At 34.3% G+C, this 24,465-nt stretch carries 29 protein-coding genes; 23 read left to right on the plus strand and 6 right to left on the minus strand.

Features of this window, described 5'->3' with window-relative positions; all coding sequences use genetic code 11:
* Nucleotides 1–76: 76 nt before the first annotated feature.
* From DN392_RS20895 to DN392_RS20905, 3 genes are all read right to left on the minus strand, one after another.
* A complete protein-coding gene (locus DN392_RS20895) occupies nt 77–1,240 on the minus strand; it encodes an MFS transporter (protein WP_048566817.1) in 1,164 nt (387 codons plus the stop codon).
* A 6-nt stretch (nt 1,241–1,246) separates the two neighbouring features.
* Nucleotides 1,247–1,714, minus strand: a complete 468-nt coding sequence (locus tag DN392_RS20900) for a VOC family protein (RefSeq protein ID WP_000589700.1) — start codon at nt 1,712–1,714, stop codon at nt 1,247–1,249.
* A gap of 164 nt (nt 1,715–1,878) precedes the next feature.
* Nucleotides 1,879–1,998 (minus strand): YjcZ family sporulation protein, encoded by a 120-nt coding sequence (locus tag DN392_RS20905; RefSeq protein ID WP_000120179.1) that lies wholly within the window; start codon nt 1,996–1,998, stop codon nt 1,879–1,881.
* A gap of 238 nt (nt 1,999–2,236) precedes the next feature.
* Between DN392_RS20905 and DN392_RS20910 the strand changes: the two genes are divergently transcribed.
* Both DN392_RS20910 and hfq read left to right on the plus strand, forming a co-directional pair.
* On the plus strand, nt 2,237–2,455 hold the full coding sequence (locus DN392_RS20910) for an aspartyl-phosphate phosphatase Spo0E family protein (protein WP_002108625.1): 219 nt from the start codon (nt 2,237–2,239) through the stop codon (nt 2,453–2,455).
* A 50-nt stretch (nt 2,456–2,505) separates the two neighbouring features.
* Nucleotides 2,506–2,694, plus strand: a complete 189-nt coding sequence (hfq, locus tag DN392_RS20915; RefSeq protein WP_000400662.1) for an RNA chaperone Hfq — start codon at nt 2,506–2,508, stop codon at nt 2,692–2,694.
* Nucleotides 2,695–2,719: 25 nt separating this feature from the next.
* Here the strand turns inward: hfq and DN392_RS20920 are convergent, their stop codons facing one another.
* Complete coding sequence (locus tag DN392_RS20920; RefSeq protein ID WP_000400774.1) at nt 2,720–3,322, minus strand: HD domain-containing protein; 603 nt, start codon at nt 3,320–3,322, stop codon at nt 2,720–2,722.
* A 172-nt stretch (nt 3,323–3,494) separates the two neighbouring features.
* Between DN392_RS20920 and DN392_RS20925 the strand changes: the two genes are divergently transcribed.
* From DN392_RS20925 to DN392_RS20955, 7 genes are all read left to right on the plus strand, one after another.
* Complete coding sequence (locus DN392_RS20925; protein WP_048566818.1) at nt 3,495–4,328, plus strand: flagellar motor protein MotP; 834 nt, start codon at nt 3,495–3,497, stop codon at nt 4,326–4,328.
* Nucleotides 4,329–4,350: 22 nt separating this feature from the next.
* The gene (locus DN392_RS20930; protein ID WP_048566819.1) at nt 4,351–5,028 is read left to right on the plus strand and encodes an OmpA family protein; all 678 of its coding nucleotides are present in this window, start codon (nt 4,351–4,353) and stop codon (nt 5,026–5,028) included.
* A 150-nt stretch (nt 5,029–5,178) separates the two neighbouring features.
* The gene (locus DN392_RS20935) at nt 5,179–5,547 is read left to right on the plus strand and encodes a response regulator (RefSeq protein ID WP_000940570.1); all 369 of its coding nucleotides are present in this window, start codon (nt 5,179–5,181) and stop codon (nt 5,545–5,547) included.
* Nucleotides 5,548–5,676: 129 nt separating this feature from the next.
* Nucleotides 5,677–7,680: a chemotaxis protein CheA gene (locus tag DN392_RS20940; protein ID WP_048566820.1), complete on the plus strand. Its 2,004-nt coding sequence runs from the start codon at nt 5,677–5,679 to the stop codon at nt 7,678–7,680.
* A gap of 173 nt (nt 7,681–7,853) precedes the next feature.
* Nucleotides 7,854–9,497 carry a flagellar motor switch protein gene (locus tag DN392_RS20945; protein ID WP_001115029.1) on the plus strand — a complete coding sequence of 548 codons (1,644 nt, stop codon included), beginning with the start codon at nt 7,854–7,856 and terminating at the stop codon, nt 9,495–9,497.
* A gap of 29 nt (nt 9,498–9,526) precedes the next feature.
* A complete protein-coding gene (locus tag DN392_RS20950) occupies nt 9,527–10,879 on the plus strand; it encodes a hypothetical protein (protein WP_048566821.1) in 1,353 nt (450 codons plus the stop codon).
* A 27-nt stretch (nt 10,880–10,906) separates the two neighbouring features.
* A complete protein-coding gene (locus tag DN392_RS20955; protein WP_048566822.1) occupies nt 10,907–11,623 on the plus strand; it encodes a hypothetical protein in 717 nt (238 codons plus the stop codon).
* A gap of 33 nt (nt 11,624–11,656) precedes the next feature.
* On the opposite strand, the gene cheR is transcribed toward DN392_RS20955, so the two are convergent.
* Complete coding sequence (gene cheR / locus DN392_RS20960) at nt 11,657–12,439, minus strand: protein-glutamate O-methyltransferase CheR (RefSeq protein ID WP_048566823.1); 783 nt, start codon at nt 12,437–12,439, stop codon at nt 11,657–11,659.
* 39 nt (nt 12,440–12,478) lie between these two features.
* Nucleotides 12,479–12,976: a hypothetical protein gene (locus DN392_RS20965; RefSeq protein WP_048566824.1), complete on the minus strand. Its 498-nt coding sequence runs from the start codon at nt 12,974–12,976 to the stop codon at nt 12,479–12,481.
* A gap of 143 nt (nt 12,977–13,119) precedes the next feature.
* Here DN392_RS20965 and DN392_RS20970 point away from each other — a divergent pair, with 143 nt between their 5' ends.
* The 14 genes from DN392_RS20970 to fliI all read left to right on the plus strand — a co-directional run bounded on the left by DN392_RS20970 (nt 13,120) and on the right by fliI (nt 24,444).
* Nucleotides 13,120–13,584, plus strand: coding sequence for a YaaR family protein (locus DN392_RS20970; RefSeq protein ID WP_000946323.1), 465 nt, complete (start codon nt 13,120–13,122; stop codon nt 13,582–13,584).
* Between the two features lie 15 nt (nt 13,585–13,599).
* A complete protein-coding gene (locus tag DN392_RS20975; RefSeq protein ID WP_048566825.1) occupies nt 13,600–14,052 on the plus strand; it encodes a hypothetical protein in 453 nt (150 codons plus the stop codon).
* Between the two features lie 17 nt (nt 14,053–14,069).
* Complete coding sequence (gene flgK, locus DN392_RS20980; protein WP_048566826.1) at nt 14,070–15,368, plus strand: flagellar hook-associated protein FlgK; 1,299 nt, start codon at nt 14,070–14,072, stop codon at nt 15,366–15,368.
* 41 nt (nt 15,369–15,409) lie between these two features.
* Nucleotides 15,410–16,273 (plus strand): flagellar hook-associated protein 3, encoded by an 864-nt coding sequence (locus tag DN392_RS20985; protein WP_048566827.1) that lies wholly within the window; start codon nt 15,410–15,412, stop codon nt 16,271–16,273.
* A 19-nt stretch (nt 16,274–16,292) separates the two neighbouring features.
* Nucleotides 16,293–17,675 (plus strand): flagellar hook-associated protein 2, encoded by a 1,383-nt coding sequence (locus tag DN392_RS20990; protein WP_048566828.1) that lies wholly within the window; start codon nt 16,293–16,295, stop codon nt 17,673–17,675.
* Nucleotides 17,676–17,697: 22 nt separating this feature from the next.
* A complete protein-coding gene (locus tag DN392_RS20995; protein WP_001149518.1) occupies nt 17,698–18,066 on the plus strand; it encodes a flagellar export chaperone FliS in 369 nt (122 codons plus the stop codon).
* Nucleotides 18,056–18,328, plus strand: a complete 273-nt coding sequence (locus tag DN392_RS21000) for a hypothetical protein (protein WP_048566829.1) — start codon at nt 18,056–18,058, stop codon at nt 18,326–18,328. The genes DN392_RS20995 and DN392_RS21000 overlap by 11 nt, the downstream gene beginning before the upstream one ends.
* A gap of 369 nt (nt 18,329–18,697) precedes the next feature.
* Nucleotides 18,698–19,105 (plus strand): flagellar basal body rod protein FlgB, encoded by a 408-nt coding sequence (gene flgB / locus DN392_RS21005; protein WP_048566924.1) that lies wholly within the window; start codon nt 18,698–18,700, stop codon nt 19,103–19,105.
* 20 nt (nt 19,106–19,125) lie between these two features.
* The gene (gene flgC, locus DN392_RS21010; RefSeq protein WP_000484673.1) at nt 19,126–19,539 is read left to right on the plus strand and encodes a flagellar basal body rod protein FlgC; all 414 of its coding nucleotides are present in this window, start codon (nt 19,126–19,128) and stop codon (nt 19,537–19,539) included.
* 16 nt (nt 19,540–19,555) lie between these two features.
* On the plus strand, nt 19,556–19,855 hold the full coding sequence (gene fliE, locus DN392_RS21015) for a flagellar hook-basal body complex protein FliE (RefSeq protein ID WP_048566830.1): 300 nt from the start codon (nt 19,556–19,558) through the stop codon (nt 19,853–19,855).
* Between the two features lie 22 nt (nt 19,856–19,877).
* Nucleotides 19,878–21,452 carry a flagellar M-ring protein FliF C-terminal domain-containing protein gene (locus DN392_RS21020; RefSeq protein WP_048566831.1) on the plus strand — a complete coding sequence of 525 codons (1,575 nt, stop codon included), beginning with the start codon at nt 19,878–19,880 and terminating at the stop codon, nt 21,450–21,452.
* Between the two features lie 13 nt (nt 21,453–21,465).
* Complete coding sequence (locus tag DN392_RS21025) at nt 21,466–22,470, plus strand: flagellar motor switch protein FliG (RefSeq protein WP_000883360.1); 1,005 nt, start codon at nt 21,466–21,468, stop codon at nt 22,468–22,470.
* Entirely contained in the window at nt 22,457–23,143 is a 687-nt protein-coding gene (locus DN392_RS21030) for a FliH/SctL family protein (RefSeq protein WP_048566832.1), read from the plus strand. The genes DN392_RS21025 and DN392_RS21030 overlap by 14 nt, the downstream gene beginning before the upstream one ends.
* Entirely contained in the window at nt 23,140–24,444 is a 1,305-nt protein-coding gene (gene fliI, locus DN392_RS21035) for a flagellar protein export ATPase FliI (RefSeq protein ID WP_048566833.1), read from the plus strand. The genes DN392_RS21030 and fliI overlap by 4 nt, the downstream gene beginning before the upstream one ends.
* The last annotated feature ends 21 nt before the right edge of the window (nt 24,445–24,465 follow it).

Raw genomic sequence — 24,465 nt, forward strand, 5'->3', positions numbered from 1 at the left:
AAATAGCATGTGCATAAACATGCTATTAAATGATAGTAGGTTCTTCACTCAGTTTCCCGCGATAAAACAGGTAACGCTATATAAAACTAACAAAAATACAGCATATAGCTAATAGGCTACCAATAACACGCGGAGAAAGAATTTCTAAAAGCCGTCCTGTAATGAACATAGATAACTGTATAAGCGAACCATAAATAGAGTAATGGAATGAAAAAACTTTACCCATCATATTTTCGTGCGTGTAAGTTTGAAGTAATGTCGTATCAAGTGGAACGATGATTCCTCCTGCTATGCGCATACAGAATAATGCAATGATCCCGATAATAAGTTGATCGGATAAAATGAATCCGAGAAAGAAAATTCCTTGTAGGAAATAGGCCCAACCAAATGCTTTTTTCATTTTTTCTTTACTATGAGACATATAAAGAGTAACGAGGAGGCTCCCAATCATAAGCCCAGCCCCTTGGACCGTATATAAAATTCCAATGTTCGTGTGGAAAATCCTTTCGGCATAGATCGTTAGTAGTAGTTGATAAGCACCTCCAATCATGCCCCATGAAATGCCGACAAGAATTAATGTTAAAATGATTTTTGTTTGTAATATGTATGTATAACCATCTTTTATATCAGTAAAAAATGCTCTTTTCTTGTTACAAATATCATGAGAAGGGACACTCATAGTATAGATAAAATAGGCTGAAATAAAGTATGACAGGCTGTTGATTAAAAAGGCGAACTCAATATGTAAAGATTGTGCAAGGATTCCACCTAAAGAAGCCCCCATAATAGACATAAAACCATTCATTGTACTAGAAAGAGAGTTAGCAGTTACGAAATGATTTTGGTGTACGATATTTTTTAAGGTTGCTTGTTTAGCCGGCTCAAATAAACAAGAAAGTACGGATAAACATATGTTAGAAATGAAAATAATCTCAATTTTATATAGTGCAAATAAGTAAGTGAGGACGATTATGCCTCGTAAAATATCAGTAAAAATCAGAATCTTCTTTTTAGAAAAACGATCTACAATCCCGCCTATGAAAGGACTAAGCAGAAGTTGAGGCAATCCTTTACTTATAAAAGTGAGTGCGATCATAAATGGAGATTCCGTTATGCTATAGACGAATGTTAATAAAGCTATCGTATGAAACCAATCTCCAAGTACACTTAATGTTTGCCCGTAAAATAGTTTATTGAAGTTATTATTTGTTTTCAGAAGTGTGCTATAAGAAACTGACATAAAAGATTAATCCTTATGTAATGATGATGCTTGCACTTGTTTTTTCCATTCGCTTACATACACTTTCTCTTCTGTCGGAAGTCCGACAGGTAATTTTGCAATCAATTCTAAACTATTTCCATCAGGATCGTTAAAGTATACGGCAGCATGTGCTAATTCAGGAAAAACAATTGGTTCAATTGGCTCCATTCCAAAGTCTTTTCGTGCTGAAATTCCTTTTTGATGTAACCAATGAATCGCATTTTCTAAATCATGTAAACTTACTTGAAAGGCGATGTGTCGTAAAGAGGGGTGATAATTCACTTTGTATTCTGTGCCTTCCCAAAGGCCGAGCCAACTTTCATTTTCTTTAATCCAAAAGAAAGCAATATCGTCTCCTCTTTTATATAATTTTAGTCCTAGCGATTCGTAAAAAGGTATAGACACTTCTAAGTTACGGACAGGTAAATGCGCTTCGTAAAGACCTTTAATCATTGTAATCCTCCTTAATAAAAATGTTTCTTATTCCATATTAAACGATATTTTGTTAGTTGAAATCGCAAATAAGAGGGATGTAAATTCATACGAAAGTATGAAAAAACAGCTCAAATATGAGCTGTTTTCGTATAGTTTTTCGTTCATTTGTTAAGGATAGGATATTAGTATCCGTATCCGCCGCCACCCCAACAGCTACATCCGATGATGATTAGAAGGATGAATAGTACGATAAGCAAAGCAAATCCACCGCCGAAACCAGCGCAACTTCCACCATAGCTCATATGTTTTCCTCCTTTTGAGTAAGTTAATCTATATAATTCATGGACTACTGTATACAGTATGTTTTTTGTATGGAAAAGGAGCCAGTCTCTTTTGTAATTAGACAAACGCCTGTATGGTTATTTTGATTGTATATTGTGCTAGGGATATGTGAATGAATCGCTATATATTTTGCAATTTGTTCATAAAAAATATAAAAATTGTAAAAAAAGCCATTTTTATATTTTTTTATGAGAAGATTTGTACTATAATTTTACAAGTAATATTATGGGAAAAGGGAGTTTTAGTAAAGAGATGGAGATGGGAAAATTACACAATAAAATAGAAAATAAAAAGAAAGAGCTAATCCAACTTGTTGCTAGACACGGATTGGATCATGATAAAGTTTTGTTATTTAGCCGAGATTTAGATATACTTATTAATAAGTTTATGAATGTAAAAGATAAATTACATAAATAATTTGTAGTTTTTTATATTAGGATATTTTGCGAAAAAGGAGAGGAAATTATTTGGAACATTTACAAGAAGAGTTATATAAACAAATAAAAGAAGAAAAAGGTATTGTTACAGTTTTTTTAAAGAGTGGCGTTAGAATAGTAGGAGAAATTGTTGCGATAGACAAATTTACCGTTTTAATGTTAGTTGATGGAAAACAACAACTGATTTACAAGCAGGCTGTATCAACGATAATGAAATAAGACACTCAATTTGAGTGTCTTTTCATTATCGTTTGCAAGCTTCCACGTCAATGCCGGCAGCTAGTAATTTCTTTTCTCCATCTTGTTCAATCATTTTTTGTAATTTAGATAGGAAAGAATCAAAGTTTGTATGCTTTGCCACTTGGAATGTCATTTTATGCTCAATTGGTAGCCACGTATCAATATCAGCTTCGTTATGCTGAATTTTCACCTCAAGCTTATCAAGTGCGTTGGCAACTTTTGCTTCGTACGTTTCTTTCGCTTCAAACTCCATCCATAAATCATATAATTCCTCACCGAGAGAACCTTTTAATGTTCGTTTAATATTTAAAATTGCTTCTTGCTCATTTTTTTGTTTTTGTAATTGTAATTCATGACTATTCATTGTATCAAAGGCAGGAATATCACCAGCTTCTGCTTCGACTAGGTCGTGAATGATAACCATTTTAAGTAATTTTTCAATATTTACTTTTTGATCTAAATAAGGCTCAACTAAAATGGCCATTAGAGACATGCGCCACGTATGTTCAGCAACGCTTTCTTGACGTCCGTTAGAAAGCCAGCTATGTCGCATTTCATATTTTAGTTTTTCTGCTAGTGCAATGACTTGTAAAATGTTATGTTCCATTGTAATCCTCCTCATATTTCCATACTATAATTCTAATATGGAAATGAAATGTGTCAATTCTATGAGTATATTGCGATAAACAGATGATAAGCGTATAATACTTATTATATGTGAAAACGCATTATTAAAATAAAAAAATGTTTTATAAAAATGAAAAGGAAAGGGCAGGAATATGGGAGACGAAAATCAAGGATTTGCTAGACCACAAAGAAGAAAAAGGAAGTTTGACATTTCTAGCCCAGTGGGCATAATAGTAGGTTTTGCTATAGTGATAGCGGCAATTATGATTGGCGGCGGCGGAATAAAAGCTTTTAAAAACTTTTTAGATGTTTCATCTATTTTAATTGTCATAGGGGGAACTACAGCGACAATTGTTGTGGCATATCGATTTGGAGAAATAAAAAAATATACGAAAAGCATCTTTACTGTTTTACATAGAAAAGAAGAAAATTTAGAACAGTTAACGGATTTATTTGTTGATTTTTCTAAAAAGTCTAAAAAACACGGCCTGCTTTCTTTAGAAGTTGATGGAGAGCAAGTAGACAATCCTTTTATTCAAAAAGGAATTCGATTAATGTTAAGTGGTTACGATGAAGATGAATTAAAAGAAGTGTTAATGAAAGATGTTGAAACGGAAGTGTATGAGTTAAGAAAAGGGGCAGCATTATTAGATAAAATTGGCGATTTCGCTCCAGCTTGGGGCATGATAGGGACTTTAATCGGTCTTATCATTATGCTTCAAAACTTGCAAGACACATCGCAAATTGGTACAGGGATGGCAGTTGCGATGTTAACGACATTGTATGGGTCAGTACTTGCAAATATGATTGCAATCCCTCTTGCTGAAAAAGTGTATCGTGGTATTGAAGATTTATATACAGAGAAGAAGTTTGTTATTGAAGCGATTTCAGAATTATATCGCGGTCAAATTCCTTCTAAATTAAAGTTGAAACTCGATACATATGTATACGAAACAAAGATAAAAAAAGTAAAACGAGCAGCCTAATATTTCAAGGAGTGGTATGGTTATGATGCAACGACCGCAAAAGGGATCGCCTCGTTGGATGACGACTTTTACAGATTTAACGATGTTATTATTAACTTTCTTTGTATTACTAGTTGCTACATCAAAGCAGGATGCAGTAAAATTGTCAAAGATGCTTGAAAAGTTTAGTGACGTGGAGCAAGTAGATGCAAAAGTAATGGGAAATACAATACCAGATATTTCACATGAAAAAAATGATGAAAAAATGGTCTCTAAAAAGAGAATGGACGAATTATATAAAAAGTTAAAAGCATATGTAGATAATAACGGTATTAGTCAAGTGAATGTATATCGAGAGGATACGGGAGTAAGCGTCGTTATAGTAGATAATTTAATATTTGATACGGGTGACGCGAACGTTAAACCGGAAGCGAAAGAGATAATAAGTCAATTAGTTGGGTTTTTCCAATCAGTACCAAATCCGATTGTTGTTGAAGGGCATACAGATAGTAGACCTATTCATAATGACAAATTCCCTTCTAACTGGGAGCTGTCTTCAGCAAGAGCAGCTAATATGATTCACCACTTAATCGAAGTGTATAATGTGGATGATAAAAGGCTAGCTGCGGTAGGATATGCAGACACAAAGCCAGTTGTACCAAATGATTCACCGCAAAATTGGGAGAAAAACCGTCGCGTTGTCATTTACATAAAAGAATAGTATATTATCATTTTAATAATAAAATAATGAAAATACGAAAATTCTTTTAAAAAAATATTAAATTTTATCATTTTATTTTGTATAATGAGTGAGAATGATAAGGTGAAATATTAAGATATATTTATACATAGAAGGAGAGAATTAAAAAGAATGGCACATAAAATTTTAGTTGTAGACGATGCGATGTTCATGCGAACGATGATTAAAAACTTATTAAAAAGTAATTCTGAATTTGAAATTATTGGTGAAGCAGAGAATGGAGTAGAAGCAATTCAGAAGTTTAAAGAACTTCAACCGGATATTGTAACATTAGATATTACTATGCCAGAAATGGACGGACTTGAAGCGTTAAAAGAAATTATTAAAATTGATTCAAGTGCAAAAGTTGTTATTTGTTCTGCAATGGGACAACAAGGTATGGTATTAGATGCAATTAAGGGTGGAGCAAAAGACTTTATTGTAAAGCCGTTCCAAGCGGATCGAGTAATTGAAGCTTTAACAAAAGTAGCAAACAGCTAATATAGAAGGGGTGCCACAAGGAATCTAAACATTGATAGCGGATATGCGTGTGGCCCCCTTTTTTCTTGCTATAAAACACTAAATTGTTATACATAAATGAAATGTTTGTTAGACAGGTAGGGGATGAAAATGCAAACAGATCTATTAAATATATTTTTTGAGGAATCAGAAGAACATTTACAATCGCTAAATGAAAATGTGCTAACTTTAGAACAAAATCCCACTGATATGGATGTTGTGGGAGAAATTTTCCGCTCAGCCCATACATTTAAAGGTATGTCAGCGAGTATGGAATTTACGGAAATGGCGGATTTAACGCATAAAATGGAAAACGTTTTAGATGAAATTCGTCATGGAAATATAGTTGTAAATGCAGAGATTATTGATGTGATTTTTGAGTGCATTGATAATTTAGAGAAGATGGTTGCAGATGTGCAACAAGGCGGAATGGGCAATATTGATGTAATTACAACTAAGCAGAAATTAGAAGCATTATTGAATGGCAATGTAGAAACTCCTGCGGAATATATTGAGCAACAACCTATAAATAATGATGATGCAGTTTCGCATGAAGTGCATATAACTGTTGAGCAACATGCTATTTTAAAAGCAGTACGTGCAATTATGTGTATTGAAGCACTGCAAAATGTAGGTAATGTACAAAAAACAGTTCCAAGTATTGAAGAAATTGAAGCAGATGCTTTCGGGTTTGAGTTCACAGTATTTATGGATACTGATCAAAGTGAAGAAGAATTAAAACAAGTAGTGCTTCATGTTTCTGAAATTGAGAAAGTAGAAGTGAAGCAAGGACATACATTAAAAGAAGTAGTCTCGAAAGAATTGGGTACACAAGAAGCTATGCAGGAAGATTTACAAGCGGCTACGCATGTGGAATCAACTAAAGAAGTATCGAAGCAATCTGCTAATGCTACACCTGCTAAAGGCTCTGCAAAAACGAAAAATGGTAAAGTGGAAAATCGTTCCATACGTGTTCAATTGGAGAAAATTGAAAGATTAATGAACATGTTTGAAGAAAGTGTAATTGAGCGCGGTCGTATAGATGAATTGGCACAAGCAATTCAAAACAAGGAATTAATTGAGCATTTAAATCGATTAGGCGATATTTCAAAAGATATTCAAAATGTACTACTAAACATGCGTATGGTACCAATTGAAACGGTATTCAATCGTTTCCCGCGTATGGTACGTATGTTAGCGAAAGATTTAGGGAAGAAAATCGATTTACAAATTACAGGTGAAGACACCGAAGTTGATAAAATTGTTATTGATGAAATCGGTGATCCACTCGTCCATTTAATTCGTAATGCAATTGATCACGGTGTTGAAACTGTTGAACAACGTCGTGATGCAGGGAAAAATGAGACAGGTACGATTAAATTAGAAGCGTTTCATAGTGGAAATCATGTCGTTATTCAAATTACGGATGATGGAAATGGAATTCATAAAGGGAAAGTATTAGAAAAAGCGATTAAAAATGGTGTTGTAACAGAATCTGAGGCAAATAAATTAACGGACCGTGAAGTGTTTGATTTGATCTTCCAACCAGGATTTAGTACAGCTGAAGTTGTATCCGACCTTTCTGGGCGTGGCGTTGGATTAGATGTAGTGAAACATACAATCCATAGTTTAGGTGGACATTTAATTATTGATTCTGAAGAAGGAAAAGGTAGTACATTTAGAATTGAACTGCCATTAACGTTGTCCATTATTCAATCTATGCTTGTTCAAACGAATGATAAACGTTATGCTTTCCCTCTTGGTAATATTGTTGAAGCAATTCGGATTAAGAGAGAAGACATCCAATCCTTACAAGGAAAAGATGTGTTAAATTACCGTAATCAAATTATTGAAGTGAAGCATTTAAGTACTGTATTTGGTGAGAAAACAGTAGATGAGGCGTTTGCGTCATATGATGGTCAAATGGTTCCTGTGTTAATTGTTCGTAATACACATCGCAGCTATGGACTTATTGTAAACACAATTATCGGTCAAAGAGAAATAGTCCTAAAGTCATTAGGTGACTTCTTTGCAGAGAGTTCTAATTATTTCTCTGGTGCGACAATTCTCGGTGATGGACGAGTGGTCCTCATTTTAAACCCAGAAGGTTTATAATAGGAATGAAGGAAAGCTCCCCACTTGTATACAATTGGGGAGCTTTTTGGTTAATCGTTACGAATCTAAAAATGGGAATAAATACATATTAACGTTTTATATAATAAGTTTGTTAAAATAAAATGAGAGTTTATATCATTTGATAGAAAAACAGAAATGAGGAGGCAGAGAAAATGCCTGAGCAACACACAAAAGGGGATACGAGCACAATTGTGCTAGAAAAAGAAAATGAGCATTTAACGCCTCAAGAATGCGATATTCTTGGCGAAATTGCAAATATATCATTTGGTTCAGCTTCGACTGTATTATCAACAATCTTAAATAGGCAAGTAAGCATTACTGCTCCTCGCATAGAATTGGTAGATTTATATGATTCAAGCGACGTCGAAGTTCCACACGTTGTATTAAACATTCATTTTACAAAAGGATTAGATATGGAAAACCTTCTTGTCCTTAAGCAAGATGTTGCATTATCTATTGCTGATTTAATGATGATGGGAACAGGTGAAGTGGAAGACGGAAAAGAGCTTGGTGAATTAGAGCTAAGTGCTGTACAAGAAGCGATGAATCAAATGATGGGGTTCGCAGCTACATCTATGTCAGAATTCTTTCAAGATACAGTAGATATGTCTCCGCCGACAATTAAAGTTGTAAAGTTATCAGAAGAAATGGAAAAAATTTCTGAGATTGATGGGAATCAAACGATTGTTAAAGTATCGTTTGATTTAAAGATAGATAATCTTGTAAACTCTAAACTTGTGCAAATTGTTTCAGTTGAACATGCGAAACGAATGGTAAATAAATTAATGCAATTATCTGGTGGAGTAGAAGAAAAAGACGAGCCAGCGGAAGTAGTGGAAACAGAGATTGTAGAAGAACAAGTTGAAAAAGAGCATTTAACACAAGAAGAGAAAGATGTCCTTGGTGAAATTGCAAATATTTCAATTGGTTCCGCTTCAACAGTATTGTCAACACTTTTAAATCAGCCAGTTACAATTAGTACGCCCAATGTAGAATCAATCAATGTTCGTCATTATGACGGAGTACCAGTCCCATTTGTTATTTTAAATGTTGATTTTGTTGAAGGACTAAAAAATGAGAATGTATTCGTATTTACGAAAGATGTCGCTTTAACAATGGTAGATTTAATGATGATGGGAACAGGGGAAGTTGATCCAGAGAAAGAACTTAGTGAATTAGAACTGAGCGGTATTAAAGAGATCATGAACCAAATGATGGGACACGCTGCAACGGCGATGTCAGAAATGTTTCAAGAAAAAATGGACATGACACCACCAAATGTTAAATTCGTAACGTTAAAAGAAGAAATGGAATATTTGGGAGAGTCAATGAAAGTGGATGAACTCGTCCAAATTACGTTCAACCTTGAAATTGGCGACCTGCTTCAATCGAAAATGTATCAAATTTTACCGATTTCAGAAGCGAAAGAAATGGTAAGAAGACTTCTATATCCAATGATGGAAGAGGAAGAAGAGATTGTTACGGAAGAAATTGAAGAAGAAAAAATTGTAGAACCTGTTGTGCAACCTATTGAATTTAAAGAAGTAAAACAAATGGAACCAGTATACATGGACACATCCATCTTACAAAATGTAGAAATGAATGTGAAATTTGTATTTGGAAGCACAGTGAAAACAATTCAAGATATTTTAAGTTTACAAGAGAATGAAGCGGTTGTACTAGATGAGGATATTGACGAGCCAATTCGTATTTATGTAAATGATGTATTGGTGGCGTATGGTGAACTTGTAAATGTAGATGGGTTTTTCGGAGTAAAAGTGACGAAATCGCTATAAGTCGTTGAAATAGGAGTTTGAGCTAGTAGATGAAAAACGTAAAGTTTTTTCTAATGAGCTGGTTATTTATAAATGTGTGTCTGTTCTTCCCTCTGCAAAGTCAGGCGGAAGAACAAATTGAGCCAGATCAAAAATTAAATGAAATGAATGTGCAAGAAGAAAACAAAGAAGTTCATGGGAAGCCAGAGCAAGTGGAAGTGAATCAAGGTAAAGAGGAACAACAAGAAGTAGTAAATGAACAAGAGGTCGAAAAAAAGATAGAGACGGATCAAGGGGTTATTACAGTAAATAAGTCGGAAATAAAAGTTGGCGAAGAAGTGCGAGTTATTGTAGAGCCGAAAGAGCAAAATGTTCAAAGTATAAAAGGTATTTTGCGCTTGCCAAAAAACGGCGATCAGTATGAACAAGAAAGAATGCTATCGTTTAAGTATGAAGAGGAAACAAAGCGATGGATTGCTAACTACAAGGTCGAAACTTTTGATTTGCAAGGTGATTGGAATCTTCAGCTCATTCAAAGTTCTAAAGAAGCTGAGAAAGAAGAGCTTATAGAAAATGAAGTGAAAGTCCCATTTATTCGTATAAATAATGACACGCCAACAATAGATAAAGAACTGCCGAAGTTGCATAAAGTTACTGTTGACGAGGCGAAAGAGAAGCTAATTGAACGGAAACAAGGCGATTCTATACGTGTGCGAGTGAAGGCGACGGACGGAGAATCAGTTGTGAAAGAGGTTCGTGTTACATTAAAAGGGAAAGAAAATAAAGAAATTACATTTTTATTAGATTACAATAAGCGCGACATGGATTGGCAAAAAGTATTTGAAATAACGGATGCGTTGCCAATCGGGACATACGAAATACTTGTAGAGATAGTAGATGCGGCCGGCAATAAACTGGTTGAGGAAAGTGAGTATATCGTTTCTATTTTGGAGCAAAAAACAGAAGAGGATAAAAAGGTAGAAGAACGAAAGAATGAAGATAAATTAGAAGATAAGGAAGAACCTGAGAAAGAACCAGAGAAGCAGGAAGACTCAAAAATAGAGATCCCGCTCCTGGAAGAAAAACCGCCAGTTGTTCAAATTCCGAAGCAAGAAGAGAAAGTAAACGATCTTATAAAAGAACCATTGAAAGAGAAAGAAAAAAATACTTATGTTATAAAAGAGCCTCTCACAGACAACAAGGAAGTAAATAAAGCGAAGGCTCAAAAAGATAAAGATAATAACAATCAAGTCGTTTCGAAAAAGAAAGAGAAACAAGAAGAGCCAGAAGAGAAGAAAGAAGCAAAAAGTGAACAGGGAATACAAGCTTCTAATGCATTTGCTATCATGTCAGGTTTATTCGTACTATTTTTAGTTTTAAAAAGTAATAAAGAATGGGGCTAAGTATTTCATAGTAGTGGAGGCGCTTAAATGGAAATTAAACGTACGACAATTGAAGATAAGACGCTACAACCATTAAAACAGCCTGCAGCTATTTCGGAACATGAAATCCAGAAAGAACGAAAGCATAGTAATCTAGTGTTTACTGGACAGTCTAAGATTATTTCGAAAAATAATGAAATAGGGATTTTACTTGCGAGTTTAGGTGATGGAAAGGTTATGAAGGAAATGCTTTCTAAAGAGATGGATACAGTATTACAGCTCTTTAAAAAGTTGCATACGTTATCTGGAGAAGGGAAGCAAACAGAAAAAGTATTTGAACAAGTAATGAGAAGCCTGCAAGGACTTGTGAAACAGGCGCATATAAAAGAACTTCCTTTGTTAGATGGAACGTATGATTTCGCAGAAGTACAACTATCATTTGGTAGAAAGGTACATATTCCGTTATTAGATGTAAGTGCACTCATTTCTAGAGTGGAAAGTGATTCTTCAGAAGGAAATATAAATTTAATGGTAACGGTTATTACTGCTTATATAACGAAATTGTCTAACGAAACCATTTTAATTAGCGTTACAGACCGCACTGCTAAAGAGCGGGATGTAAGCGTATGGAGAGCACTTGCAGAAATGAATATGACACAATTATCACAGGCTTTGAAACATACGATGCAAGAACATAAATGGTCTATGACGTTTCTTTTTCTCTTTGTATGGATTGTTGCTATTATTTTAATTCGAGTTATATAAAAAGGTCGTCACTTTACATTGTGACGACCTCTTTTATATTTTCTCGTAGAAGAATGTATCAAATCTCTGAAGATTATAACGTTCAGGTGTTAAAATTTGTTCGGTACTACCAACAAATAGTACGCCGCCTTTTCGTAAAGAACGACTAAATTTTTCATAAAGTTTTACTCTTGCTTCTTCAGTAAAGTATATCATTACGTTGCGACAAATAATTAAGTCGTAATTTGTATCGAACGACTGCATTAATAGGTCGTGTTGTTTGAACGTGACGTTTTGCTTAATATTTTGATGTAATGAATATATATCATTCTCTTTTGTGAAATGACGCTCTTTCAAATCGATAGGTAATTCTTTTAAAGAACGTTCTGTATATTGACCGCGTTTTGCAGTTTCTAAAATGTGAAAATCAAGATCCGTTGCTATTATTTCATAGCGAAATGGAGATAGATGTTTTGATAAAATTAAAGAGAGTGTATACGGTTCTTCACCGGCAGCGCAAGCGGCACTCCATACTTTTAATTTTCCGTTATTTTGTTCAAGTAATTTTGGTAGTGCTTTCGTCTCTAACGTTTGCCAACGTTCTTTATTTCTAAAAAATTCTGAAACGTTAATTGTAATATAGTCAATAAAACTTAAAAATAAATTTTGATCGGTACGTAAATTACTTAAAAAATTAGTGTAGTTCTCAAAGCCTTTTCTCGAAATAAAAGCATCGATTCTACGACGCATTCTATCTTGTTTATATGAAGCGATATCCATATTGAATTGTTGTTTAAAACTCGCGATAAAATGATCATAATCTTGTTCAATTATCATATTTATAATAGGCACAATAACGATATTGTGCCTCCCCCTTTACATCATACGGATTTTTTGTTCAAAGTTTTTTTTCATCTGTTTTTCATGTAAACCTGGTAAATCATAAATAACAGCATCAATTCCTGCTTCTTTTGCAACGTCAACGGGAATGACAGATGTATGCTTGTCCCCATTATAAAAACAGAGAACTAAATCGGTATCTTCGATTATTTGTTTTACAAAAAACATATAATCCGATCGGTAAATGGAGTCGGAAGGATGATCAAAAGTAACATACTCGGCTCCATGTCTTTTTAAGTAATCAACGACCTCTTGAAATTCATCTGTTAATGCTTGTAACGGCTGTAGCGTGTAAAGGCATAAATTTTGAGCGAGTCTTTCGTTTTCGATGAAAAAACGAAGAATCTCATTTTCGATAGATTTATAACATAATATGTAAATTTTATGTTTGTGAGCATAGTCAGTTAAAAATTTTTTTATTTCTTCTTGATCTAATGCTGTTAATTGATTTGAACCACAAAGAAAAATATTCATAGATTTGTGCCACCTCATGCTAAATTGTAACATATCTTTTATAAAAAATAACTGCAAAATATTAGTGTTCAGAGTATAATTATAAATAACTGGATTTTACGATTAAGTTTAGGAAGAAATAAAAAAATAAATAGGTGATATATATGCTGCGTTCGATCTCGCATAATCCAATTTTATCGCATATACCGCCTGCTACTCAAATGCCGAAAGAAGCAAATGTCAGGACAGGACTTGCATTTTCGGATAATTTGCATGCAGATCCGAAAAAAGATAAATTGTTAGAACAAATGGAAGCATTTGTCGATAACATTGGAGAAATTAAAGAGAAAATTGAAATGGAATTAACGCTTGATAATGTAATGGAATACAAAAATACAGTAAAATCATTTTTGAATTTTTACGTAGATAATGTATTGCAATATAAAGATGTCATGTCTCGTCATCCGCGTTACGGATATTCACAGAAAATGACGATTGTGAAACAGGCGGAAATGGGATTAAATGAGTTAGAAGATGTTATGAATTTAATTAATACGAAAACGGGACATTTAGAAATGTTAAATCAAATTGGAGAGATCCACGGTTTAATTGTAAATTTAGTCTTGTAAAAGGAAGGAAGCTATATGTACATACAATTATATGAAAAGCTTGTTATTATTCAAAAAGCGTATGAAAATATTCAAACGCTCGGAGAACAAATATATGAGAATTTGAAACATAAAAATGTAAATGCAGTTCAAAAATTGCAAGTAGAGCAATTGCAGTACATTGATGGTTTAAAAAAGTTATCAAGTTCATTTGAAGAAATGGTTGTTCAGTTTTGTAAAGAAAAGGGCGTGGAATCATTTCGTGTAAGTGCATTATTTTCGCATTTTTCTAACGAAGAAATTGAAAAAATGGAAAAATCACAAAAAAATGTAGCTGAATTAGAAGAGAATGTAAAAATGATTCTTTTGAAAAATCAATATTACTTAAACGTACTATTAAAAACTACAGAAAGTATTGTGGATTCCGTTTCTGAATATAATTTAGAGCGAAACAATAATTCACAAATCTTTATGAACGAACTATTGTAAAGGGGAAGTGAAACATTATGAGATTATCTGATTATAATACGCCGCTATCGGGTTTATTAGCGGCACAAATGGGATTACAAACGACGAAACAAAATTTATCTAACATTCATACGCCTGGTTATGTGCGTCAAATGGTGAATTACGGATCGGCTGGGGCAAGTCAGGGCTATTCACCGGAACAAAAAATAGGTTACGGTGTACAAACGTTAGGCGTTGACCGTATTACAGATGAAGTGAAGACGAAACAGTTTAACGATCAATTATCTCAACTCTCTTACTATAACTACATGAATTCGACTTTATCACGTGTAGAATCTATGGTTGGAACGACAGGGAAGAATTCATTATCTAGTTTAATGGATGGCTTCTTCAATGCCTTTCGTGAAGTTGCAAAAAATCCAGAACAACCAAATTACTATGATACATTAATTTCTGAAACTGGGAAGTTTACAAGCCAAGTAAATCGTCTGGCGAAAGGCTTAGATACAGCAGAAGCACAAACGAGAGAAGATATTGAAGCGCATGTCAATGAATTTAATCGTCTTGCTGGCAGCTTAGCGGAAGCGAATAAAAAAATTGGACAAGCAGGTACACAAGTGCCAAATCAACTTTTGGATGAACGTGATCGTATCATTACAGAAATGTCTAAGTATGCAAATATAGAAGTGTCTTATGAATCTATGAATCCTAATATCGCGAGTGTTAGAATGAATGGTGTTTTAACAGTAAATGGACAAGATACATATCCACTTCAATTAAATAAAGAAAAAGAACCAATGACTGCTGAAATTTACGGTTCGGAAATTCCTTTAACTAGTGGAGCAATCCAATCAGCGATCGATACGAAGGCGAAGATTGCTAGTTATAAGAAAAACCTTGAAGAACTAATGAGTTCTGTAAAGAATGAAGTGAACACAGTAATGGGGAAAGAGTTCTTCGTTGGAGATCAAGCGAAAGATATGAAATTAAACCCTGAATTTGCAAAAGATGTTTCGAAAATGAAAATATCAGCTGAAACAGCAAATAAACTAGCAGCAATTACAGATGGAAATTATAAAGAAGGTCTTTCTTATAAACAAGCATTAGACCAATTCGTAGTTGGTGTTGCATCTGATAAAAGTGCAGTGAATGCTTATCAAAAAATTCATGGGGATTTATTAGAGGGGATTCAGCAAGAAAAAATGGGTGTTGAAGGCGTTAATATGGAAGAGGAAATGGTTAATTTAATGGCCTTCCAAAAATATTTCGTTGCAAACTCTAAAGCTATTACTACGATGAATGAAGTGTTTGATAGTCTATTTTCGATTATTCGATAAGTGATAGTAATTGATTGGAAATATATAAGGAGGAGATAGAAATGAGAGTATCTACATTTCAAAATGCAAGCTGGGCAAAGAATCAGTTAATGGATTTGAATGTGCAACAACAATACCACCGAAATCAAGTAACTTCAGGGAAGAAAAACCTTTTTATGAGTGAAGATCCACTTGCAGCAAGTAAATCATTTGCAATTCAACATTCATTGGCTAATATGGAGCAAATGCAAAAAGATATAGCGGATTCGAAAAATGTATTAACACAAACTGAAACTACTTTACAAGGTGTTTTGAAATCTGTAACGAGAGCAGATCAATTAACGGTGCAGGCGTTAAATGGGCCAAATGGTGAAAAAGAATTGAAAGCCATCGGTGCAGAGATTGATCAAATTTTAAAACAAGTTGTATATTTAGCGAATACGAAAGAGCAAGGTCGTTATATTTTCGGTGGTGATAGTACAGAGAAGCCACCATTTACAGAAGATGGTACGTATCAAGGTGGACAAAATGATGTGAACTGGCAACTAAATGACGGTTATGAATTAAAAGCATTTCGTAACGGCGAAGCATTATTATCCCCTGTTATAAAAACCTTAAAACAGATGAGTGAAGCGATGCAAAAAGGTGACCAAAAAGCATTACAGCCTTTATTAGGAGAAAATAAGAAAAATTTAGATGGCATCATTAATCGTACAACTGAAGTTGGTTCGACAATGAACACAATGGAGACGTTCAAAACAATTTTAAGCGAGCAAAACTTAGCACTTCAAGAAAACCGTAAAGACATTGAAGATGTGGACTTAGCGGTAGCAATTTCTGATTTAGCTTATATAAACGCAACGTATGAAGCTACGTTAAAAGCAGTTAGTACGATGAGTAAAACGAGTATTTTAGACTATATGTAATCTATAAGGAGTGAGAAAAATGGCAGGAACAACGATGACAGGTATTGGTGGTAGACAACAAATTTGGAACCTCGGAAATAATATGATCGATACTTCTAATCTTGTAGAATTAGAAATGCAAGCGTTAGATATGAGAAAAACACCATATACTACTGAGAAGCAAAAACTTACGCAAGATAAACAAGTATATGCAAGTTTAAAGACACAATTTACTCCTTTTACTCAAATGTTTAAAGATTTAGCAGCTTTTAAAGGGAATGAGAAAAAAGTTACAGCGACACAAGACGGCTACATTAATGTGAAAGCTGATGGTGGAGCTATTGCAGGAACTTTTAATATGACGATTACACAGCTTGCGCAGCGTCATCAAATAGCTTCTAATAAGATTGCTGATATGAATGCGAAGCTTCCTAAAGATGAAACATTACAACTAGGTGGGAAAACACTCAAAGTAACAACTGATATGACATATAAAGATTTAATTAATAAAATTAATGACGGAGATTATGGTATATCGGCTTATACACTTGGAGATAAAATCTTTATGTCCTCAAAAAAAGAAGGAACAGATGGGGAAATTGATTTTTCAGGGAACACATCTACACTGTTTCAAGATATTGGTTTAGCTAAGGCGGATGGGACAGCAGTCAATACAATTAATGAAGCGCAAAATGCAAAATATAGTATTAATGGTATTGAAGCTGAAAGTTTTACTAATACAATTGAAGCTCTTCCAGGCGTAAAAATCGAATTGTTAAAAGTAACTGAGCCGAAAGCAGAAGGAACATCAGATGCAAGTACAACAACAGATCCAAAAGTAAAAGGTGTAGAATTAAAATTTACGGTAAGTGATTCCAATGTAACAGACACAGCCAATATTATTAAAAAGATGGTAACAGAGTATAATAAAGCAGTTTCTACAGTCGATCTTTTTGCTGGGAAAGATGGAGTTTTCCAAGGACAGGTAATTATGCAAAGTGTACGTCAAGCGATGAACAATGTTGCAACATTTTCTCAAGACGGTAATTATTTATTCACATTTGGTATTCAATTAAAGCAAGACGGAACCATGGAAGTTAATGATGAAAAATTAACACAAGCACTAAAAGAAAAACCCGATGCAACGAAGCAATTTTTCTTTAGTTCTAACGGTTTAGGAAAAATGATGGAAGAGCCACTTGATAAAATATTTGGTGATAAAGGTGTAGTTGGAGAACGAGTGAAAAACATTGATTCACGTGTAAGTGATTTAGATAAAAAGATTAAAGATATTGAAACGCAAAACTTGCAAAAACAAGATGAAATTGTGAAGAAGTATCAAAAGCTAGAGAGTACATTAGCAGCGCTTGATAGCCAATTAAAAACAATTAAAGCAATGACAAAACAAAAAAGTGATGATTAATGAAAGGTAAGGAAGTGATTGTATGCAAGCATGGCAACGTTATATGCAAAATGATATTATGACGAGTAATCCAATTAAAAATACAATTTTTATTTATGAAAGATGTATTGTAGAGTTTCGTAATTTAGAAGAACTGTTACATACTTTTAAACTACAAGAAGGGGATGCACTTCTTGAAAAGTTAGAACGTATTTTTGAAGAATTAAAGCTTCAATTAAATCCTGAAATTACGAAAGATTTATATGATAGTTTATATGGCTTATACGATTGGATTAGCATTCAAATTCAAACGATGAAAGTAACACGTGAAGCAAAAGACATGGATGCGATTGTGAAAGTGTTACAAGATTTAATAGATGGTTACCGCGGAGCACTTGAAAATGAACAATGATATTTATCGGACGTTTGTCGGCTGTTTTAATGAAATCGGTGAATTGCAAGTGTCAGATGGAGAGTTTGCTGAGAAGAGTGAAATGTTAAATCGCTGGATGATGACATTGGATGAAGAAACACGTGTGCAAGTTGCAGCAGAAGTAAGCCCATTCATTATTAAGGCGGCACAGCATATTCGAGATAAGCAAAAGATTTTGGAAGAAATGATTATGACAAATGATGGGCGCATGAAAGCTAATTCATTTTACGGTAAATTTTAGTGATAGAGTTTAGAAACGGATTCCCCTTTTAAGAGGGGATCCATTCCTTTGTTTAAATAAAGACTTCCGCTGGTTGAGGTTTCATTTTATGACTGTAATGAAATAATAGTAGTAATCTAAATAATATGAAAATGAACTTTAGTTTGTAAATCATATATTGAAATGTTTCATAGATTATTGCGTGAATACAGTTTTTTTGTATTCTTTTTTATATTTTTGTATTTTTCTAAAGACAACAATGGAAAAATGGAATAAAATATGTAAGGGTACATGATTGTTAATATTTTAATAAACACATATAAGAAAATAAATAATGAAGTGAAACTTCCATCAGTGGATCATGAAGTTAAAAAAGAAAGGGTGTGGAATATGCCAGATTTAGTGAGTGATGTAGGCCATTATATGAATTATTTAGTGACGAAACGAAATACTGTTTCTAGTAATATTGCAAATGCGAATACACCCGGCTATAAAGCACAAGATGTAACATTTGCTGAGCAAATGAATAAAAGTAGTACATTATATAAGAACAATGCTGCGGACTTAAAGAGTAATCCGAATTTATATCAAACGAATGAAATGCACTTACCGACAGTGAATACGAAAAATACATATGCAAAGATGCAAACAAAATCAATGCAAACGAATAAAGATGGAAATAGTGTGGATGTAACGACAGAAATGCTAGATTTAATGAAAGCAAATCAGTTATACGGTATTTCAATTAACGCGATTAATACACAATATGCAATTAACCAAGCGGCACGCGGACGTTAAAAGTAGAAGGAGAGACAACGATGTTTCAGGCAATTAATGCAAGTGGCTCAGGGCTAACGACAGCGAGAAAGTGGATGGAAGTTACTTCTAACAATATTGTAAATGCAAATACAACGGCTGCTCCGGGGGCAGATTTATATGAGCGTCGTAGTGTAGTGCTAGAATCAAACAATAGTTTTGCAAATATGTTAGATGGGTCTCCTACAAATGGAGTAAAAATAAAAAGTATTGAAGCAGATAAAACTGAAAACTTAGTGTATGATCCAACACATCCGCATGCAAATGAAGAAGGATATGTACGCTATCCAAATATTGATGTGACTGCTGAAATGACGAATGTAATGGTTGCCCAAAAAATGTACGAAGCGAATACAAGTGTATTAAATGCGAATAAAAAAATGCTTGATAAAGATTTAGAAATCGGCCGAGGATAAGGGGGAATATAGTAATATGAAAATCCAACCAATGTTAAATACACAGCCATTTGGAGCAATTCAGTCAATTGGTGCACCGAAAACGTCTCAAACATCTGTAGTTGAAGGGGAAAAGTTTATTGATTTATTGGAAGATATGAATCAAACGCAAAACAATGCGCAAACAGCAGTATATGATTTACTAACTAAAGGAGTAGGAGAAACGCATGACGTTTTAATTCAGCAGAAGAAGGCTGAGTCTCAAATGAAAACGGCTGCTCTCGTACGTGATAATCTTATCGAAAATTATAAGTCACTAATTAATATGCAAATTTAGGAAAGTGGACGGGTGTGTTTAAATGGAAAAGATAAAAAATGTTATCCAATCGTTAAAAACGTGGCATAAGTTAGTAATCGGTGCTGCGCTTTTAGCGATTGTAACAGGAGCACTTTTATACTTCACCTTGCCAGATAAATATGTTGTTGTATATCAAAATTTAAATGATACAGATAAGCAAGAGATTACAGCAGAATTATCGAAGTTAGGTGTCGATTATCAGTTAGCGGCCGATGGATCGATTCGTGTGCAAAAAAATGATGCTCCATGGGTTCGAAAAGAAATGAATGGGATGGGCTTACCGTTTAATTCTAAAAGCGGTGAGGAAATTTTATTAGAAAGCTCGCTCGGTTCAAGTGAACAAGATAAAAAAATGAAGCAAATTGTCGGTACGAAAAAGCAATTGGAGCAAGATATCGTAAGAAACTTTGCGACAGTTGAAACGGCAAATGTTCAAATTACATTACCTGAAAAAGAGACAATTTTTGATGAAGAAAAAGCAAAAGGAACAGCTGCAATTACGGTTGGAGTGAAGCGTGGCCAATTATTAACGGCAGATCAAGTTGCAGGTATACAGCAAATGATTAGTGCTGCAGTTCCTGGCGTGAAAGCAGAAGAAGTAAGTGTGATTGATAGCAAAAAAGGTATTATCTCAAAAGGAGCAGATGAAGCGCATTCTACTAGTTCCTCTTCTTATGAAAAAGAAGTAGAGATGCAGCAACAAATTGAAGGTAAATTAAAGCAAGATATTGATGCAACGTTAATGACGATGTTTAAACCGAATGAATATAAAGTGAATACGAAAGTGTCTGTAAACTATGATGAAGTTACACGCCAGTCAGAAAAATATGGTGATAAAGGTGTACTTCGTAGTAAACAAGAGCAAGAAGAAAGCTCTACTGCACAAGAAGGAGCAGAGACGAAGCAAGGCGCTGGTATTACAGCGAACGGCGAAGTGCCAAACTACGGTACGAACAATAATCAAAATGGTAAAATCGTCTATGATAATAAAAATGGTAACAAAATTGAAAACTATGAAATAGATAAAACAGTTGAAACAATTAAGAAACACCCAGAATTAACGAAAACAAATGTTGTAGTATGGGTAGACAATGATACGTTAGTAAAACGAAAAATGGATATGACTACTTTCAAAGAAGCAATCGGCACAGCTGCTGGGCTTCAAGCTGATCCGAATGGAAACTTTACAAACGGTCAAGTTAACGTTGTAACTGTTCAGTTTGATCAGCCGAAAGAAGAGAAGAAGAAAGAACCAGAAGAAAGCGGTATAAACTGGTGGTTATTCGGTGGAATTCCAGCTGGTTTATTAGCGATTGGTGGTCTAGTATGGTTCTTATTAGCAAGACGTAAGAGAAAGAAAGAAGAAGAGGAATATGAAGAATACTTAGCAGAAGAGGAAATTGCTGCAAGTAATGAAAGTATCATGGAAATTCCTGAAGAAAAAATAGTACCAGAGCCAAAACCAGAACCAGAAGAACCGAAAGAACCAACGTTAGATGAACAAGTGCATGATGCTACGAAAGAACATGTAGAAGGAACTGCAAAAGTAATTAAAAAATGGTTAAATGGACAGTAAGGGAGGAACAACGATGTTAGATGAAATCTCCTCCAAAGAAAAAGCTGCCATCCTTATTCGTACATTAGAAGAAGGGGTGGCAGCAAAAGTCATTGAATATATGACGGCTGAGGAAAAAGAAGTATTACTTCGTGAAATCGCGAAGTTTCGTGTATATAAACCGGAAACGTTAGAAAATGTACTAGGGGAGTTCTTGTATGAATTAAATGTAAAAGAATTAAACCTAGTGACTCCGGATAAAGAATATATTCGTCGCATATTTAAAAATATGCCAGAAGACGAACTAGAAAAATTATTGGAAGATCTTTGGTATAACAAAGATAATCCGTTTGAATTCTTAAATTCACTTGCGGATTTAGAACCGCTTCTTACTGTACTTAATGATGAATCGCCACAAACGATTGCGATTATCGCTTCTTATATTAAACCGCAGCTTGCTTCTCAATTAATTGAGAGATTACCAGATCATAAGCGAGTAGAAACGGTAATGGGGATTGCGAAGCTAGAGCAAGTTGATGGTGAATTAATAAATCAAATTGGTGATTTATTAAAATCAAAATTAAATAATATGGCATTTAATGCAATTAATAAAACGGATGGCTTGAAAACAATAGTAAACATTTTAAATAATGTTTCACGAGGTGTTGAAAAAACAGTCTTTCAAAAGCTGGATGAAATGGATTATGAGTTATCTGAGAAAATTAAAGAAAACATGTTTGTATTTGAAGACTTACTCGGACTTGAAGATCTTGCACTTCGTCGTGTATTAGAAGAAATTACAGATAACGGTGTTATTGCGAAAGCACTTAAAATTGCAAAAGAAGAAATTAAAGAGAAATTATTTACATGTATGTCTTCAAACCGTAAAGAGATGATTCTAGAAGAATTAGATGGCTTAGGGCCGCTTAAGATGACGGATGCTGAAAAGGCACAGCAAACGATTACAGGCACAGTGAAAAAGCTAGAGAAGGAAGGAAGAATTATCGTTCAAAGAGGTGAAGATGATGTCCTTATTTAAAAACAGAATTCCGAAGAATTCTGTTTCTTTTTCTGAAGAAACGTATGAATTACAATTTCCAAAACCAATACCAGTTCAAGTCGAAGAAGAAATACAGGTGGACCATGAAGAGCTTCTTGCACAGCAACAATCATTACATACTGAACTGAATCAACTAAGGCAAGAACAGCAAATGCTAGAACGAGAGCGTCAACAGCTATTGCAAGATAAAGAACAATTTCAAATGCATATTCATGAACAAATGGAACAGATGGAAGCAGCACGTATGCAGTTTCAAAAAGAACAACAAGAAACTGCATATGAATGGACAGAGTTATTATGGGATCAATCTTTTCAACTAGCAGAAAAAATTGTAAATCAAGCAGTAGATTCGCGAGTGCTTGATGTGTTATCCATTTTAACTGGTATCGTTCAAACGTTGCCTACTTCGTTTGAAAAATTAGTCATTACAGTACATCCAGAAACATTTGAACGTATTCAAGAAGAGAAGGAAAATACGAAAGAGTATTGGTTACTACAATTAGTAGAATGGAAATATGATTTCTCCTTACAGTTCGGTGAATTTGTTCTAGAAGAAGAGAAAGAGTTCTTTGAATTTAAATTTGCACCTATATTTGCGAAACTTCGCCAGAAATGGGAAGAAGAGAAGGTATTTGAGGAGCAAAATGTATGAATCGACTATTAATGAATGAAAACCATAAATGGAATACGTTTATTGAAACCCCGTTTTATACGAAAGTCGGTAAAGTTCATAGTGTACAAGAACAGTTTTTCGTAGCGAAAGGGCCAAAGGCGAAAATTGGAGATGTTTGTTTCGTTGGGGAACATAATGTTTTATGTGAAGTGATTGCGATTGAAAAAGAAAACAATATGCTACTTCCGTTTGAGCAAACAGAAAAAGTATGTTATGGAGATTCAGTTACATTAGTTGCAGAAGATGTTGTCATACCTCGTGGTAATCATTTACTCGGAAAAGTGTTAAGCGCAAATGGCGAAGTACTAAATGAGGATGCAGAGAATATTCCATTACAAAAAATAAAACTAGATGCCCCGCCTATTCATGCATTTGAACGTGAAGAAATTACTGATGTATTTGAAACTGGAATCAAATCGATTGATTCTATGCTAACAATTGGCATCGGTCAAAAGATTGGTATTTTTGCTGGTTCTGGTGTTGGTAAATCTACTTTACTCGGAATGATTGCGAAAAACGCAAAAGCTGACATAAATGTTATTAGTTTAGTAGGAGAACGTGGCCGAGAAGTAAAAGACTTTATTCGAAAAGAATTAGGTGAAGAAGGAATGCGAAAAAGCGTCGTTGTTGTAGCGACGTCAGATGAAAGTCACCTAATGCAACTTCGTGCAGCTAAGCTTGCAACGTCTATTGCTGAATATTTCCGTGATCAAGGTAATAACGTACTACTTATGATGGACTCTGTTACTCGTTTTGCTGATGCGCGTAGAAGTGTTGATATTGCTGTTAAAGAGTTGCCGATAGGTGGTAAAACACTCTTAATGGAAAGTTATATGAAGAAGCTGTTAGAGCGCTCTGGGAAAACACAAAAGGGATCCATAACAGGTATTTATACCGTACTCGTTGATGGGGATGATTTAAACGGACCTGTACCAGATTTAGCACGAGGTATTTTAGATGGGCATATTGTGTTAAAGCGTGAACTTGCAACACTTAGTCATTACCCTGCTATTTCAGTGCTAGACTCAGTGAGTAGGATTATGGAAGAAATCGTTTCGCCAATTCATTGGCAACTTGCAAATGAAATGAGAAAAATCTTATCTGTTTATAAAGAAAATGAATTGTATTTTAAATTAGGGACGATTCAAGAAAATGCAGAAAATGCTTATATTTTTGAATGTAAAAACAAAGTAGAAGGTATAAATACGTTTTTAAAACAAGGTCGATCTGATAGTTTCCAATTTGATGATATTGTTGAAGCGATGCACCATACAGTATAAGACCTCAGCCCAAGAGGTCTT

Source organism: Bacillus sp. BB51/4 (genome assembly GCF_008368845.1).
Lineage (GTDB): Bacteria > Bacillota > Bacilli > Bacillales > Bacillaceae_G > Bacillus_A > Bacillus_A wiedmannii.